The organism is Kitasatospora sp. Ki12 (genome assembly GCF_054601375.1).
The window spans coordinates 1,505,153-1,520,839 of record NZ_BAAIHT010000001.1; the positions used below are offsets into that span (position 1 = coordinate 1,505,153).

The window sequence follows — 15,687 nt, forward strand, 5'->3', positions numbered from 1 at the left end:
CTCGGCAGTATTTCGGGAATCACGGGTCCCTCAGCGAGGGCTCCAGGGCATCCTGATTCCGAATGACCGACTGCGAGGGGAGCGGCTGTGGGCCGGGAACGCGTGCTGATCAGCTACGACGAGTTCGAGGAGATGTTCGTAAGCTTCAAGCACACGGCCTTCCGGCTGGAGACCCGTCGCCGGTACCGCTCCGACGAACAGAGCGAGAACTACCAGCAGTTCATCGCCGGCCTTGAGGTCAAATGGGACCTGGACCACCCGTGGTGTGTCACTCGCCGCGAACAGTCAGCCCTGGGCAAGCGGTTCGAGCGGGTGCGGATCATGGACAACCCGCCCACCATCGGGCAGCGGTACCTGCTCAACAACGCCGAGCGGAACAACCTCGTCGGCGAGGACACCCGCTACCTCTGGCGTGCCGACGCCGACCGGCTGGACCTCCCGGCGGAGGACGCCTGGGTGTTCGACTCCCGCGTCATCGCCCTGCTGCACTTCAACACCGAGGACGAGATCACCGAGATCGAGCTGATCAGCGACCCGGTGCAGGTGGCCCGCGCCTGCCAGGTCCGGGACGCCGCCTGGCACTACGCCGTCCCGAGCCGTGAATTCGCCGCTGGGGTACCGTCCGACGTGTGAGCACCGACTTCCAGCACGCCAGAATCGCTCTCGGTCAGCGGCTCCGTGAGCTGCGGGCCGAGGGCGGTCTCACAGGTCGGCAACTGGCCGACCGGCGCCGCTGACTTAGTGGTCGGCGTCGCAATTCCTTCGGGGGTTGGTCAGGTTGTGAGGGCTGTGGAGGATTCTTCTGGGTGATCGGCGGCATGTCGGTCGAGCCTGGCCAGTAAATCGTTCAGGTCGGAGGTGGTGAACTTCCACTGGAACGGCTGTGCCGTGGCGTTGTAGCGGTCTTCGAATGCTCGGAGCCGGTCCGAGACCTGCTTCAGGTCGGTGAAGTCGCTGGGTGAGACGACCTTGCGTTGGACGACGGAGAAGAAGATCTCCACCTGGTTCAACCAGGAGGCGTGGACGGGGGTGTGGACGAGCACGGCGGTCGGGTGGGCCGATGCCAGCCGGTCGGCGGCTTTTCGGCCGCGGTGGGAGGAGCCGTTGTCCACGACCCAGAACACGCGCTTCGCGCTAGCGTACGGCTCCTGGCTCATGACCTGGTTGACCAGGGCCATGAAGGGGGAGATGCCAGTGGTTGGCTCGCAGCGGCCGAAGACCTTCGCGTGGTGGACGTCGTAGGCGGCGAGATAGGCCAGGGCCCCGCCGCGGCCGTAGGTGTGGTTCACCCGCATCGTCCTGGCCTGCCCGGGGGCCAGGGTGGGGTGACAGCGGCAGCGGGCCTGGACTGAGGTTTTCTCGTCGGCACTGATCACGTACTCGTCCGCACTGAGCGCCTCGCCCTGCCAGGTGCGGGCGTACAGGTCAAGGAGGCGCTCGGCCTTGGGGCGGAAGGCGGGGTCGGTGATGAAGATCCAGGACTGGCACTGCCAGGGCTTGAGCGCGTCCTGCTTGAGAAAGCGCCGCACGGTGGAGGCGGAGATTGTGCCGACGATGGCCCGGGCGACCGCCTTGCGCGCCATTTCCGGGGCCGACCAGCGTGCGAGCGGTGTGCCGCTCTCGGCGGGCAACTGGCAGGCGAGGGCCTTGACCTGGGCAGCCTGCAGCGGCGTGAAGGAGGCGGGACGGCCGGACCGCTTGAGCTCGCCGAGGGCGGGCAGCCGAGATGCGGCGAAGCGGCCGCGCCACGTACGGACGGTGTCCAGGTGCAGCCCGGTCTCACGGGCGATGCGGGCGTTGGACCGGCCCCGGGCCGCGTGCAGCACGACGTGGGCGCGCTGCCGGATCCGGTGCTCGGTCCTGTGGCCGTAGGCCATTTTCTTCAACCGCTCCCGCTCGGAGGCGGTCAGGGTTATCGGGCAGGCCGAGGGAACGGGCAAGGCAGGCAGGCCGATCGCGAGAAGTGGATGACGGTAGGTCGACGGCACGCGCCCTTCCTGCGCGGTGCCGCCCTGTACCGCGTCTTTGGTCAGTTGGTGGCCGCCAGTGCCTCGCGTGCGGTGGTGAGGATCTTCTCGGAGAGTGGGGAGCCCTTGGTGGCGCGGGACAGGATGAGTGCGCCGAGCATGGTGCAGAGCCGGGTGATGCCGTCCTGGTCCTCGGTGGCGAGCCAGTCGGCGAAGTCGCCGACTCCCTGGGTGTAGACGCGGCGGGCCTCGCCGTCTGCGCCGTCGCGGGCCATGTCGCCGGCGAGTGCGGCGGCGGGGCAGCCGTCCGCGGCGCTGTCGCGGTGCTCGGTGGAGAGGTAGGCGTCGATCAGCGCCCGCTGGGCGGCGTCGCGCTGTCCGGCGTACTGGTCGAGGCCGTCCTTGTGGTGGCGGGCGAGTTCGGCGAAGGCGTGGGCGGTGGCTTCGTCGACGAGTGCCTCCTTGGAGGTGAACTGCTTGTAGAAGCCGCCGTGGGTCAGGCCGGAGGCCTTCATGAGGTCGGCGACGCTGACGTGGGTGCCCTGTTCCCGAAAGAGCCGGGAGGCGGTCTCCACGACCCGTCGGCGGTTGTCCCGTGCCTGTGCCTGCGATACGCGGCCCATCGGTCACCCTCTCAGTTGGATGTCGAGTCGAATCTATTCTAGACTCCAGTTAGATGTTGGATGAAATCTATCGTGGCGATCAGCTGCCGCCCACTACGTCGGGAGTGCTCATGGAACTGAAGAACGCGGTCGCGGTGGTCACTGGCGCCAACCGGGGGCTCGGGCGGCATCTTGCCGCCCAGCTCGTGGAGCGCGGGGCCAAGGTGTACGCGGCGGCCCGCCGCCCCGAGACGGTGGACCTTCCGGGCGTCGTCCCGCTGCGGCTGGACGTTACCGGCGCGGAGTCGATCCGGGCGGCGGCCCGCATCGCCGCCGACGCGACGCTGCTGGTCAACAACGCGGGCATCTCCACCGGAACGCCGCTGATCGCGGGCAGCCCGGACGCGGTGCGCTTGGAAATGGAGGTGAACTTCTTCGGCCCTCTCGCCGTGACGCGGGCTTTCGCCCCGGTCATCGAGTCCAACGGCGGCGGCGGCGTGCTCAACGTGCTGTCGGTCCTGTCCTGGCTGCACCCGGCCGGCCTCGGCGCATACGCTGCGGCGAAGGCGGCGGCATGGGCGCTGACCGGCGCGGTCCGAGAGGAACTGGCGCCCCGCGGCATCACGGTGACGGCGCTGCACGTCGGGTACATGGACACCGACATGGCCGCCGGCGTTCCCGCCGACCAGAAGGCAAACCCCGCCGAGGTCGCCACCCAGGCCCTGTCCGCCGTGGAGGCGGGCCTGCCCGAGGTCCTCGCCGACGAGACCACCCGGTACGTCAAGCAGAGCCTGGCCACGTCGCCGAACACGGCGTGAGAAGCACTCCGCCGCATCGGCGTGGGGCGCCGTGAACCAGCAGTGACTAGCAGAAAGTGGCTCGTACCGGGGCAGGCCCGGAAGCGAGCGGAGATCGCGTTCGGGTACGGACGGGACACGGAGACGGAGAGATGAAGACCTACCTGATCGAGAAGTACGGCGACCAGTCGGCGGTGCACGCCGCCGAGCTGCCCGATCCGCAGCCGGGTCCCGAGGATGTCCTGGTCGAGATCCACGCGGCGAGCGTCAACCCGCTGGACTTCAAGATCCGCGACGGCGCCTTCAAGAGGATCCTGCCGTACCGCCTTCCGCTCGTCCTGGGCAACGACCTCGCCGGAGTGGTGGTCCGGGTCGGCTCGTCGGTCACCCGCTTCGCGGTGGGCGACGAGGTCTACGCCCGGCCCGACAAGGATCGCATCGGCACCTTCGCCGAACTCATCGCCGTCCACCAGGACGACCTGGCCCCCAAACCCGCCGTCCTCACCATGGCGCAGGCCGCCTCCCTCCCGCTGGTCGCCCTCACCTCCTGGCAGGCGCTGGTAGAGAAGGCGCAGGTCCGGCCGGGCCAGAAAGTCCTGATCCACGCGGGCTCCGGCGGAGTGGGCACCATCGCCCTCCAGCTGGCCAGGCACCTGGGCGCACATGTGGCCACCACCGCGAGCGCGGCCAACGCCGACCTGGTCAAGGAACTCGGCGCGGACGTGGTCATCGACTACCGCGCCCAGGACTTCGAGCAGCTCCTGGACGGCTACGACGTCGTCCTGGACACCCTCGGCGGCGAGACCCTGGAGAAGTCGCTGCGGGTCCTTAAGCCTGGCGGGAAGGTCATCAGCATCGCCGGGCCGCCCGACGCGGACTTCGCCCGCGAGCTCGGCGCAAACCCGCTCCTGCGGCAGGCGATGAACGCGCTGAGCTTCAGGACCCGGCGCCGTGCCAAGCGCCACGGCGTCACCTACTCGTTCCTGTTCATGAAGGCCGACGGCGGCCAGCTGCGCGAACTCACCCGGCTCGTCGACGCCGGGCAGATCCACCCCGTCGTCGACCGGGTCTTCCCCTTCGACCGGACCCGCGACGCCATGGAGTACGCCGAGAAGGGCCGCGCGAAGGCCGGCAAAGTCGTCATCGCGATGGAGTGAGGTCTGCCGGCCGGTCCCCGCCTCCACCTGACCGGCCGGCCTCGGCAGACGAGTGGATCCCCCCTCCCCGCCACCACAGGAATCGACCAGAGGTGCACCGCGCGCCCCTCCCACTCATCCGGCCGCCGGCCCCGCGCCCGCAGTCGGAAGACCGGGAAGCCGTCCTGCGCACACCCGCGAGGACGAAGCGGCCGGAGCGAGGCCGCGGTAGATCCGAGACCGAAGGGCACACCCATGAACGACACACATGAAGGTAGCGGCGGCACGGTGATGTCCTACCGGGACGCACCGACCCGCACCGTCACCGCCGACCAAGTGACCTTCGCCTACCGCGACCTCGGCCCCCGGTCCGGCATCCCGGTGATCTTCCTCACCCATCTTGCCGCGGTACTCGACAACTGGGATCCCCGTGTCGTCGACGGCATCGCCGCCAGGCACCGGGTGATCACGTTCGACAACAGGGGCGTCGGCGCGTCCACCGGTTCGACACCCAAGACCATCGAGAAAATGGCCGACGACGCCGTCACCTTCATCCGGGCACTCGAGCTCGACCAGGTGGACATCCTCGGCTTCTCGATGGGCGGGATGGTCGCCCAGGTGATCGCACAGAACGAACCGCAACTCGTTCGCAGGCTGATCCTCGCGGGCACAGGACCCGCCGGTGGCAAGGGTATTAAGAACGTGACCCGGATCTCCCACCTCGACACCCTCCGAGCACTGCTCACCCTCCAAGATCCGAAGCAGTACCTCTTCTTCACCCGTACCGCGAACGGACGCCGGGCCGGCAAGGAGTTCCTGGCCCGGCTGAAGGAGCGAACGCAACACCGGGACAAGGCGATCTCCCCGATCTCCTATCTCTCCCAGCTCAAGGCCATCCACCGATGGGGCCTGCAGGCGCCGGCCGACATGTCCCGCATCCACCAGCCGGTCCTGGTGGCCAACGGCGAGAGCGACCGGATGGTGCCGAGCGAGAACACCCTCGACCTCGCCGCACGACTGCCCCGGGGCGAACTCGTCCCCCTCTACCCGGACGCCGGACACGGCGGGATCTTCCAGTTCCACGACGCGTTCGTGGTGCGCGCCCTCGCATTCCTCGAGGCACGCCCCGACGCCTGACCGCCGATGCCACACCCCCGCAGTCCCACGCTGAGCGCACCCGCGACGAGGCGAGCCAGCCTCCGATCAGACACCCTCCCGCCCACCTGCAGTGCCACCACCCCCGAGAACTCCCTCGGTACCACATGTCGGCCACCCACCACGAGAACGCCGATGCCCAGTCTCGAAGTCAACCCCCGAAGGACTTACGACGCAGACCACTTAGCTCCCGCCAACGGCTTCTGGATCCATGACGAGCGACTGGTCATCGTCGAGGACTGGCACGCCGAGCTCTGGCTCGACCAACCGGAAAACGTGTCCCTCTACCTCCGCGTCTGGGAGACCCTGGCCGCCTCCGCCGTCTACGGCGCGGACGCCCACAAGGTGATCACCCGCTGCCGACGGGCTCTCGGCGACCTCTGAAGAATCTCCGCGAACCCCGCCGGCCCACGTCCGGAATATTCGAGAATCGCGCGCCGTCCCGCCCTCTCCTCCGCCCTACCGTACTTCTCAACGGCGGTATTCGACGCCGCCGTTGAAGGGAGAAGAACATGCCCGTGTTCGACAGCGGCAAGCACGGCGGCGGGTCCGGCTCCGGTGGTGGCGGCGGCCAGCAGGACGACAGCAGCAGCGGCAACAAGCACGGTGGCGGCGGCAGCGACGAGGGTGGCAACACCTCGGACGGCAGCGGCCCGGCGTCGGGCGGCTGACGCGTGAGCGAGCGGCACGAAGCGGAGGCCGGCCGGGCCCGGCTGGCCTCCGCGCTCATCGCGAACGGGTCCCTCACCGCGGACTGGCTGCCCGGCTACCACTCCGTCCCCCGCCACTGGTTCGTCCCGGCTCTGGTCTGGCCCGGTCAGGGTGACGGGGTCCGCCAGGGCGAGGCGGTGAACCGGCACGCCGACCCGGCGGCCTGGTGGCGTGCCGTCTACTCGGACGTCCCGCTCACCACCCAGTGGGACGACGGCGACCACAGCGGGGAAGGCCGCGGCACCACTCCCACCTCCTCCAACTCCATGCCGACCATGGTGTTCTCGATGCTCGCCGCCCTGGACACCGGGCCCGGGGACCGGGTGCTGGAGGTCGGTACCGGCACGGGCTGGAACGCCGCCCTGCTCTCCCAGCGGCTCGGCTCCGGCAACGTCGTGACGGTCGAGGTGGACGAGGAGAACGCCGCCGAGGCACGGCAGCGGCTGGCGCGCGCCGGGCACTCACCCACGCTCGTGGTCGGCGACGGAACCGCGGGCCACCCGGACCGCGCGCCGTACGACCGGGTGATCGCCACCTGCTCGGTCCGCCGGGTGCCGCCCGCCTGGATCGAGCAGACCCGCCCCGGCGGCCTGATCGTCGCGCCGTGGGGCCCCGAGTACGGCGGGGAGGCGGTCGTCCGGCTGACCGTGGACGGCGACGGCACCGCGAGCGGCCCGTTCGTCGGGTCGTCCGCTTTCATGCGGCTCCGGCAGCAGCGCGCCGACCGGCCCGGCAGCCTGGAGTACCTGTCCGGGCCGTGGCCGGCGGACGGCACCCGGTCGTCGACGACTCTCTCCCCGGAGGCCCTGGGCAGCTGGCCGGCCATGTTCGCCGTCGGGGTGCAGGTGCCCGGGGTCTTTCCGCTGGTCGAGCGCTACGCCGACGGCAGCTACACCCTCTGGCTGCACGACAGGGCCGTCACGTCCTGGGCCACCGTCGACTGGGAGCCCGGCCGCACCGCGTACGAGGTCGTGCAGTCCGGTCCGCGCGGCCTCTGGGAGGAGGTGCGGTCCGCCTGGCACTGGTGGGACGACCGGGGCCGCCCCGGCTTCGAGCGCTTCGGCCTCACCGTCACTCCGGACGGCCAGCGGGTGTGGCTGGACTCCCCGGACGAGCCGATGCCTGCTCGGAGTTGAGGCGGGGAGTGGGAAGTCGGCCACGCCGACTTCCCACTCCCCTCTCACGTGCCGGCGTCGTGCCAGTCCCCTGGACGACGCCCTGGCCGGCGGCTGAGGTGACCCAGAGACGGGTGAAGGGCGGGCCGACCGGCTGCGGGTGGCTACTTGAGCGGCGTGCCGCCCGAGTTGCGGTACGCGGTCGTCTTGTTGATCAGGTTCCCGCCGTCGGTCTCGGGCGTGGTCTGTTCCGTCCAGCCGGCGCCGAACATGATGCCGCCGACGTGTGCGTCCGCCGCCTGGCCCAGGTGCGAGAAGAACCAGTCGACCTTGTCGTCCTTGTAGTGGTTGGGGGTGTTGTTCTGCGCCATGTTGCCCAGGGGCACCTGCCACAGGACCACCGGCTTGCCCACGGCCTCGGCCATGGTCTTGTAGAACGCGAGGGCGGCGAAGCCCTTCTGGTCGTTCCAGTAGGTGTCCTTGCTGCCGTGGGCGGGCAGCGCGTACCAGCCGGCGTCGCGGTCCGTCACGTCGGTGACCAGGAAGTCGGCGTTCTTCGCCCCGAGGTCCGCGTAGTCCTTGGCGCACTGCGGGGTGTTCTGCTGCCAGTCGAAGCAGGACAGGTGCAGACCCACGCCGGTGTTCGGCGCGTACTTGTGAGTCATCGCGATCATGCACTGGGCCAGGCCGGTGGCGCTGTTCTCCTGCGAGCCGCAGTCCGTCGGGTTCGCGGCCTTGACCTGTGCGGCGACCTGGTGCGGGTTGCCGAGCGACCGGACGTAGCCCCAGAAGTCGGGCTCGATGTCGACCATGTCCTGCGAGGTGCCGATCTTCTGGAGGAAGAAGCGGTAGTCGTTCAGGTAGCGGGTGAGCAGGTCGGTCCTGTTGATGGCCTGGACCTCGCCCGGGCCGTCGCCCTGGCCCGCCGCGTCGCCGAGGTCGCGCAGCGAGTACCAGGTCCAGAGCTGCTTCTGCGGGCGCGACTTGCCCTGGTAGGTCGCCTTGGCCGCAACGGAGTCCCGGTAGGTCACGAAGGTGCCGGGCGCCGTGGTGCTGCCGGTCCAGCAGCCCCACCAGCCCCCCCACGAGTCCTGGCAGCGGGCCGCCGTGTAGTAGTCCGACGAGGGCGCGGGCTGGCTGTGCACGTAGTTGTACCGCACGTCGAACGGCGCGGCGTTCGCCGAGGAGTCCTCCATCGAGCCGCCGATGAGCATCGTGGTGCTGCCCATGAGGCTCTTCGCCGGGCTGGCGCCGCCGGCGGTCGGGGACGCCGGCGGCGCCGACGCCGGGCGGGTGCCGCTGGGAGCCTGGCTCGTCGGAACGCCGCCGCCCGGCGCGGGGACCGTGCCAGGCGTCGTGGGCTTGGTGGACGCGGTGGGCGCGGCAGCCGTGGGGGACGGGGTGGGCGTGGCGTTGCCGCTGCCGCTCCCCGTGTTCCCGGTGCCGCCGGCGCTGCCGGCCGGGACGAGCTGCCACTGCTGCTGGGGGCCGGCCCAGTCGTGGTACTGGGCGATGTGGCTCCCCTCGGCCTTGGAGCCGCCCGGGACCTCGACGGCCTTGCCACTGAAGCGGTTGATCAGGCGCACGTAGCCGTCCGGCGACTTCTCCATGCGGAACTGCTGGTTGGCGCCGTTCAGGTCGCGCCACTGCACCAGCTCGGAGCCCTCGGTCTTCGACCAGCCGTAGTCGTCCAGCACCTTGCCGGAGTTCCGGTTCTGCAGCCGGTAGTTCCCGTCACCCGAGTCGAGGAACTTCCACTGCTGGTTGGTCCCGCCGTTGCGGCTCCACTGCGCCATCGGAGCACCGTCGCTCGTCGCGTAGGCGGGGGCGTCCAGCACCTCGCCGGTACTGCGGTTGACCAGCAGGTACCAGGAGTTGGTGTCCACGGTTCCCGCCGAGGCCGTGTTGACCACGACCACGGAGCCGCCCACGACCGCCAGGCCGACGGCCGCCCAGAAACTCCGACGCTGGTACAACTTACGGCCACGGTGCGAGCGCGACGAGCTACCACGGCGGGCGCGACCGCCGGGAGACGCCTCCGACGACGTGGATGGGCGAGGGAACATGTCGATGCTCTCTTTCAGCCGTTGCCTCTGACCAGACCGCTCGTCCGGACACCCCCCAGTGGTCGCCGCGCACGGAAAGGTTGCCGCGCATCGAAAAAGTTTTTTCCGGGCACCGACCGGCCGGAGCGGGAAGTCACTCGCCGAAGCGGATCGGCTCTCCCGTCCGGTGCAGGTGGGCGAAGATCTCCCGGTACGACCGCAGCAGGCCCACCTCGTAGTACGGGATCCCCTCCTCCGCGCAGAACTCCCGGGTGATCCGCGCTGCCCGGCCGAGCGCCGGGGTCGGCATGCTGGGGAAGAGGTGGTGCTCCACCTGGTAGTTCAGGCCGCCCATCACCGAGTCGACGACCACACCGCCCCGCACGTTCCGCGAGGTGAGGACCTGGCGGCGCAGGAAGTCCAGCTTCATCTCCGGCGTGACCATCAGCATGCCCTTGTGGTTGGGCGCGAAGACGGCGCCCAGGTACACCCCGAGCAGCGCCTGGTGCACGGCGAGGAACGCGATCGCCTTCCCCGTCGGCAGCGCCGCGAACACCAGGCCGAAGTACGCCGTGAAGTGCACGACCAGCAGCACGCCCTCCAGCACCGGCCGCTTCATCGTGGGGCTGCGCAGCGCCCGGAAGCTGTTGTAGCTGAGGTTGAGGCCCTCCAGCAGGAGCAGCGGCACGAACAGGAACGCCTGCCGGCGCCCGATGAACCGGGCGATCCCGCTCGCCTGCCGGGCCTGCTCCTTGGACCAGACGAGGAGGTCGGGGGAGACGTCCGGGTCGCGTTCCTCGTGGTTCGGGTTGGCGTGGTGGCGGGTGTGCTTGTTCATCCACCAGCCGTAGCTCATGCCCATCAGCAGGTTGGCGGCGATCCGGCCGCCGATCTCGCTCGGCAGCCGCTTGCTGAACACCTGGCGGTGCGCGAGGTCGTGCGACAGCAGGGCGACCTGGGCGAAGACGACGGACATCGCCACCGCCAGGCCGAGCTGCCACCAGGTGTCGCCCAGCGCGAACAGGGCGTACCAGCCGCCGAGGAACGCGGCGAGCACCAGGGCCATCCGGACGGCGTAGTAGCCGGGCCGCCGGTCGAGCAGGCCCTCGGCGGCCATCCGGCGGCTCAGTCGGGCGAAGTCGCTGCCGGCGGGCCCGGTCTGCGGGGCGGGCGCGTCGGGCGCCGGCTGCAGGGCCGGGGCGTCGGCCGTCGTCACGGTCTGTGTGGGCATGCCCCGAGTCTGGTCGGGCGCGGCGGTCCGAAGAACGGGGGAAGCACCCTTCCCGTACGGGGGCTAACCCCCGAGCTGAGACGGGTGCGGGCCCGGCCGTGCCGACCCTCTACGATGTCCGCCGCAACCATCCGACCTGCACCACGGGGGAATTGATGACCGGTCAATGGCAGGAGCTGGGCACACCCGGCGGCATCGAGGCGTACGTGCACCACCCGGAGGGCGAGGTGCGCGGCGCCGTCGTCGTCTGCTCCGAGCTGTACGGGGTCAACGACTACGTCCGCGGGATCTGCGCCGAGCTGGCCGCGCTCGGGTACGTCGCGCTGGCGCCGGACTTCTACTGGCGCGACGCCCGTCGCACCGAACTCGGCTACAGCGCCGAGGAGCGCGAGGCGGGCCTCGTCCTGATGCGCGCCCTGGACCGCGACCAGCTGGTGGCCGACGCCGCCGAGGCGCTGGCGGCGGCCCGCGGCCTGGCGGGCGGGCGCGGGGTGGCGTTCCTGGGCATGAGCATGGGCGGCCACATCGCCGTCCGCGCGGCCACCGAACTGCGCTTCGAGCTGGCCGCCGTGTTCTACCCGGGCTGGATGCTCAACTCGGGCTTCCCGCTGGTCGGCCCGGTCCCGCCGCTGGAGACCGCCGACCGGATCGCCGCCAACGGCGTGTTCCTGCTCGGCTTCAACGGCGACCAGGACCACATCCTGCCGCTGGAGGAGTGGAAGGCGGTGAAGGAGAAGCTCACCGGGGCCGGGGTCGCCCACGAGCTGGTGACCTACCCGGGCGCCGGGCACGGATTCGCCGCCGACCGCGCCGACGGGCACGACGGCGCCGCCACCGAGGACGCCTGGCGGCGCGTCCACCGGGCCCTGGCCGACCGGCTGTAGGCCCGGGCCCCCGGTGGCCCCCGCGCTCGTCCGTACGGGCGCGGGGGCCACCGGGCTCACGGCGTACGGAACAGCTCGTCCAGGTGGTACGTGAGGATCGCCAGCGCCTCGTCGCCGTCCCGCTGGCCGCCCAGGACGCTCGACCCGAGCCCGTTGACCATGGCCAGCAGCCCGGCCGCCGCCGTGCCCACGTCCCGGCGGGCGTCGATCCGCCCGGCCTCCTGCGCCGCGCGGAGCTGCTTGGCGAGGAAGCCCTCCAGCACGGCCGGCGGCTGCGCGGCCTGCTTCGCCAGCACGGCGGGGTCGCCGAGCACGAGCGTGTAGTACGCCGCGTACGTCCTGGTGATCCGGCGGCTCTCGGCGTCCGTCGGCAGGATGCAGGAGAGGATCGCGGTGACCACCTCGCGCGGGGCGCGCGCCTCGCCGATCCAGCGCTCCATCCGGGCCTGGAGCTGGGCGCCGAGCCTGGCCAGGGCGTCCAGCAGCAGGCCCTCCTTCGTCGTGAAGTAGTACTGCACGAGCCGCAGTGAGACGCCCGCCTCGGCCGCGACCGCCCGCATGCTGGCCGACTGCAGGCCTTCGGTGTCGGCGATGCGCAGCAGGGCCTCGGCGATCTGCCGCCGGCGTTCCTCGTGGTCGACCTTCACGGTCATGGTCCGGCCTCCGCGGGTTCGGCGCTTCTCCTGGTACACCCGTATCATGCCTGTGATACACATGTACCATGCGAATCAGCGAGTTCAGGAACGGCAAGGCCGAAGCCCGCTTCCGCACCGCCTACGAGCACGCACTCACCCGGCTCTGGCCGCAGCCCCGGACGTCGCTCGACGTCCCCACCGGCTACGGCACCACCCGCGTCCACCGCACCGGCCCCGAAGCAGGGCAGCCGATCGTCCTGCTGCCCGGCTCCGGCGGCAACGCCCTGATGTGGCACGGCTACCTCGACGCCCTCGCCCGGCGGCACCCCGTCATCGCCGTCGACACCGTCGGCGAACCCGGCGCCAGCGTGCAGAGCGCCCCCGTCCGGGACGGCCGGGACGCCGCCGCCTGGCTGGAGGAACTCCTCACCGCCCTCGACCTGCCCGCCGTCCACCTGGTCGGCTGCTCCTACGGCGGCTGGATCGCGCTCCACCACCGGATCCACCACCCCGGTCGCGCCGCCACCCTCACCCTCGTCGACCCGGCAGGCCTGGCCGACCCCGGCCGCCGCTTCTACACCTGGCTCATCGCCGGCGGCCTCGCCGCGACGGCCCCGCGCCCGCTCCGGCCCCGGCTGGCCCGGCTCGTCGGCAACAGCGCCATCCTGGAGACCGAACTGATGGCCCTGGTCCGCGCCTCGATGGGCTTCCGCCGCCGGCTGCCGCCCGCCACCACCCTCACCGACCAGGAACTCGGCCGCCTCGACGCCTCCGTCCACTTCCTCCTCGGCGAACGCAGCGCCCTGCACGACGCCCGGGAGGCCGCCGCCCGGCTGCACCGCCTCGCCCCCGCCGCCCGGGTCGAACTCGTCCCCCGCGCCGGCCACGCCCTGCCCACCGACGACCCGGCGGCCGTCCTCGCCGGAATCCTCAGCACCACCACCGGACAGGCCAGTTGACCTCGACGCCGACACCGGGAGCCGGGTCGGCCGGTCGTTCAGGTGAAACCGCGGCGCACCGGCCGGGAGCGCCCGACACCCGGGGAAGCCTCGTGCGTGACGGCGCTCCCGCTGCGCTGAGGCCCGCGGGCCCTACGCCCCCGCCTCCGCCCGGTCCGCACCGAGGGCGGCACGGACCAGGCGGGCGACGGCGGGCACGGCGGCGGTCAGGTCGTCCCCGGCCGCCGCGTCCGCCCCCGCCGCCAGCTCCGCCGCGAGGGCGTCGTAGGTCTCGAAGGCCGTCAGGACGAAGAGCAGGCTCGCCGCGTCCGGCGGCGCGGCCGGCAGCCGGGCGGCGAGGACCGCAGCACCCTCCCGACGGCGGGCGTCGCGATCGGCGATGACCCGGCCGACCTCGTCGTCGAGGGCGGCCAGGGCGCGCAGCCGGCGGGTGCAGACCCGGTCGACCGCCCAGAACCCGCCCATCACCTCGACGAACCGGTCCACCGCCGCCCACGGGTCGGCCAGGCCGAACGCCTCGGCCAGCCGGGCCATGCCGCCCTGGGCGGCGAGGGCGTCGCAGACCGCCTCCAGCAGGCCCGTCTTGGAGCCGAACTGGTAGTAGACCGTGGCCCGGGCGACGTCCGCGCGACGGGCGACCGCGTCCAGCGAGAGCCCGCCGGTCTCCGCCAGATGCACCCGGGCGGCCGCGACGATCCGGGCCCGGGTCTCGTCGACCTCCGCCTGCCGCTGTCCCATCCGGTAGGACCGGGGGCTCATCCCGTTCGCCTCCACTCGCTCCGCGTGAACCGTCCGCGGGAAACCGGCGGTTCCACGCGAACTGGCAGTATCGCCGATCACCCCACCCGGCCCGGCCCGCCCCCGCGGCGGGAGGACACCCCGGGGCTCAGACGATGACCCGCCCGCCGCTGACGTCCAGGGTCTGCCCGGTGATCCAGGAGGACGCGTCGGAGGCCAGGAACAGCGTGGCCGCGGAGATGTCCTCCGGCTCGCCGAGGCGCCCCAGCGGGTGTGCGGCGGCGACCGCGGCCTGCACCTCCGGCGGCATCTGCGCGGCCGTCCGCTCGGTGCGGACGGCGCCGGGCGCGATCGCGTTGACCCGTACGCCCTCGGCCGCGACCTCCAGCGCGAGCTGGCGGGTGAGCATCAGCACGCCCGCCTTGGCCGCGGCGTACGCGGCGGAGGCGCCGCTGGGCAGCCGGCCCGCCGTGGAGGCCATGGTGACGATCGAACCGCTGCGCCGGGCCAGCAGCCCGGGCAGGAAGGCCCGGACGGTGAGGAAGGTGGCGGTGAGGTTGCCGTCCAGGACGGCCCGCCAGTGCTCCTCGGTCTCGCGGGCGGTCGGTACGGGGTAGCCGTCGCCGCCGGCGAAGGCCGCCAGGACGTCGACCGGGCCGAGCTCCCGCTCGATCCGGTCGACGGCGGAGGCGAGCGCCGCCATGTCGGTGCAGTCGGCGACCAGGCCGAGCGCCCGGGCGCCGTCCGCGCGCAGTTCCTCGGCCACCTCGGCCAGCGCCTTCTCGTCCCGGCCGAGGACGGCGACGGCCGAGCCCTGGCGGGCGAAGGCCCGGGCGGTCTCCGCGCCGATGCCGCGGCTGCCGCCGGTGATCACGACGACCCTGCCGTTCAGGTCGGGGTACCGAGCCTGTCGAACTCCCATGTCCCATCGCTCCTTTGGGCTTGCTCTCGCGGTGTGCTGTGGTTCACTAGATTCATTCATACAGTCCGTCTGAATGAATCACAAGGGACGGTCGCAGGCAGCGTCGGCCCGCTGACCCAGCAAGGAGCAACCGATGAAGATCGCAGTCGTGGGCGCCACCGGCCGCACCGGACGCCTGGTGGTCGACCTCGCGCTGGCGGCCGGACACACCGTCACCGCCGTCGCCCGCACCCCCGCCCGGCTGCCCCGGTTCGCGCACGGCACCCCGCGCACCGCGCAGGCGGACGTCCGCCGACCCGGCTCACTGCTGGAGCCGCTGAACGGCCAGGACGTCGTCGTCGCCACCCTCGGCAGCACCGGCCGCCAGGCCACCACCGTCTTCTCCGACGGCGCCCTGGCCCTGACCGCAGCCGTCCGCTCCGGCGGTGCGCGGCACCTGGTGACGATGGGGTCAGCCGGTCTGGAGACCGGCCAACTCCCCTTCGCCCAACGGGTGGTGACCAAGCTCGTGGTCGACCGGCTGTACCGGGAGATCCACCGGGACCTGGCCCGGATGGAGTCGGTGCTCGCCGCGTCGGACGTCGGCTGGACGGTCGTCCGGGTGCCGATGCTCAAGGACGGGCCGCCCTCCGCGAACCCCGCGGTCTCCTACGACCGGCCGCTCCCCCGCGCCGGCACCGCCACCCGCGCCACCGTCGCCCGCTGGATCACCGACCACCTGGGTGACCCGGACACCTACCGCCGCCTCGTCCACCTCTCCGACGGCTGACGGCTGGCCTCCGCCCGTCGA

At 71.7% G+C, this 15,687-nt stretch carries 17 protein-coding genes; 10 read left to right on the plus strand and 7 right to left on the minus strand.

Features of this window, described 5'->3' with window-relative positions; all coding sequences use genetic code 11:
• Positions 1–87 precede the first annotated feature (87 nt).
• A complete protein-coding gene (locus ACYP53_RS06430) occupies positions 88–633 on the plus strand; it encodes a DUF6879 family protein (protein WP_459646869.1) in 546 nt (181 codons plus the stop codon).
• A gap of 140 nt (positions 634–773) precedes the next feature.
• Here the strand turns inward: ACYP53_RS06430 and ACYP53_RS06435 are convergent, their stop codons facing one another.
• Entirely contained in the window at positions 774–1,988 is a 1,215-nt protein-coding gene (locus tag ACYP53_RS06435; protein WP_459646870.1) for an IS630 family transposase, read from the minus strand.
• Positions 1,989–2,029: 41 nt separating this feature from the next.
• The gene (locus ACYP53_RS06440) at positions 2,030–2,590 is read right to left on the minus strand and encodes a TetR/AcrR family transcriptional regulator (protein WP_459646871.1); all 561 of its coding nucleotides are present in this window, start codon (positions 2,588–2,590) and stop codon (positions 2,030–2,032) included.
• A gap of 110 nt (positions 2,591–2,700) precedes the next feature.
• Here ACYP53_RS06440 and ACYP53_RS06445 point away from each other — a divergent pair, with 110 nt between their 5' ends.
• The 6 genes from ACYP53_RS06445 to ACYP53_RS06470 all read left to right on the plus strand — a co-directional run bounded on the left by ACYP53_RS06445 (position 2,701) and on the right by ACYP53_RS06470 (position 7,504).
• Positions 2,701–3,387: an SDR family oxidoreductase gene (locus ACYP53_RS06445; RefSeq protein ID WP_459646872.1), complete on the plus strand. Its 687-nt coding sequence runs from the start codon at positions 2,701–2,703 to the stop codon at positions 3,385–3,387.
• Between the two features lie 131 nt (positions 3,388–3,518).
• Positions 3,519–4,523, plus strand: coding sequence for an NADP-dependent oxidoreductase (locus tag ACYP53_RS06450; protein WP_359985489.1), 1,005 nt, complete (start codon positions 3,519–3,521; stop codon positions 4,521–4,523).
• Between the two features lie 234 nt (positions 4,524–4,757).
• Positions 4,758–5,639 carry an alpha/beta fold hydrolase gene (locus ACYP53_RS06455; protein WP_033824403.1) on the plus strand — a complete coding sequence of 294 codons (882 nt, stop codon included), beginning with the start codon at positions 4,758–4,760 and terminating at the stop codon, positions 5,637–5,639.
• A gap of 153 nt (positions 5,640–5,792) precedes the next feature.
• Positions 5,793–6,041 carry a Scr1 family TA system antitoxin-like transcriptional regulator gene (locus tag ACYP53_RS06460; RefSeq protein ID WP_459646873.1) on the plus strand — a complete coding sequence of 83 codons (249 nt, stop codon included), beginning with the start codon at positions 5,793–5,795 and terminating at the stop codon, positions 6,039–6,041.
• A 128-nt stretch (positions 6,042–6,169) separates the two neighbouring features.
• Positions 6,170–6,328: a hypothetical protein gene (locus tag ACYP53_RS06465; RefSeq protein ID WP_189919884.1), complete on the plus strand. Its 159-nt coding sequence runs from the start codon at positions 6,170–6,172 to the stop codon at positions 6,326–6,328.
• 3 nt (positions 6,329–6,331) lie between these two features.
• Complete coding sequence (locus tag ACYP53_RS06470; protein WP_459646874.1) at positions 6,332–7,504, plus strand: methyltransferase domain-containing protein; 1,173 nt, start codon at positions 6,332–6,334, stop codon at positions 7,502–7,504.
• Between the two features lie 143 nt (positions 7,505–7,647).
• On the opposite strand, the gene ACYP53_RS06475 is transcribed toward ACYP53_RS06470, so the two are convergent.
• Both ACYP53_RS06475 and ACYP53_RS06480 read right to left on the minus strand, forming a co-directional pair.
• Positions 7,648–9,459 (minus strand): RICIN domain-containing protein, encoded by a 1,812-nt coding sequence (locus ACYP53_RS06475; RefSeq protein ID WP_459646875.1) that lies wholly within the window; start codon positions 9,457–9,459, stop codon positions 7,648–7,650.
• 223 nt (positions 9,460–9,682) lie between these two features.
• On the minus strand, positions 9,683–10,759 hold the full coding sequence (locus tag ACYP53_RS06480; RefSeq protein WP_189919880.1) for a fatty acid desaturase family protein: 1,077 nt from the start codon (positions 10,757–10,759) through the stop codon (positions 9,683–9,685).
• A gap of 155 nt (positions 10,760–10,914) precedes the next feature.
• Between ACYP53_RS06480 and ACYP53_RS06485 the strand changes: the two genes are divergently transcribed.
• Positions 10,915–11,643: a dienelactone hydrolase family protein gene (locus tag ACYP53_RS06485; protein WP_459646876.1), complete on the plus strand. Its 729-nt coding sequence runs from the start codon at positions 10,915–10,917 to the stop codon at positions 11,641–11,643.
• Positions 11,644–11,699: 56 nt separating this feature from the next.
• Here ACYP53_RS06485 and ACYP53_RS06490 read toward each other — a convergent pair whose 3' ends face one another.
• Positions 11,700–12,290: a TetR/AcrR family transcriptional regulator gene (locus ACYP53_RS06490; RefSeq protein WP_459647957.1), complete on the minus strand. Its 591-nt coding sequence runs from the start codon at positions 12,288–12,290 to the stop codon at positions 11,700–11,702.
• A gap of 74 nt (positions 12,291–12,364) precedes the next feature.
• Between ACYP53_RS06490 and ACYP53_RS06495 the strand changes: the two genes are divergently transcribed.
• The gene (locus ACYP53_RS06495; RefSeq protein ID WP_459646877.1) at positions 12,365–13,237 is read left to right on the plus strand and encodes an alpha/beta fold hydrolase; all 873 of its coding nucleotides are present in this window, start codon (positions 12,365–12,367) and stop codon (positions 13,235–13,237) included.
• Positions 13,238–13,369: 132 nt separating this feature from the next.
• On the opposite strand, the gene ACYP53_RS06500 is transcribed toward ACYP53_RS06495, so the two are convergent.
• Both ACYP53_RS06500 and ACYP53_RS06505 read right to left on the minus strand, forming a co-directional pair.
• The gene (locus ACYP53_RS06500) at positions 13,370–13,996 is read right to left on the minus strand and encodes a TetR/AcrR family transcriptional regulator (protein WP_189919874.1); all 627 of its coding nucleotides are present in this window, start codon (positions 13,994–13,996) and stop codon (positions 13,370–13,372) included.
• 127 nt (positions 13,997–14,123) lie between these two features.
• Positions 14,124–14,897, minus strand: coding sequence for an SDR family NAD(P)-dependent oxidoreductase (locus ACYP53_RS06505; protein ID WP_459646878.1), 774 nt, complete (start codon positions 14,895–14,897; stop codon positions 14,124–14,126).
• Positions 14,898–15,030: 133 nt separating this feature from the next.
• Between ACYP53_RS06505 and ACYP53_RS06510 the strand changes: the two genes are divergently transcribed.
• Entirely contained in the window at positions 15,031–15,666 is a 636-nt protein-coding gene (locus ACYP53_RS06510) for an NAD(P)-dependent oxidoreductase (RefSeq protein ID WP_459646879.1), read from the plus strand.
• Positions 15,667–15,687: the final 21 nt, after the last annotated feature.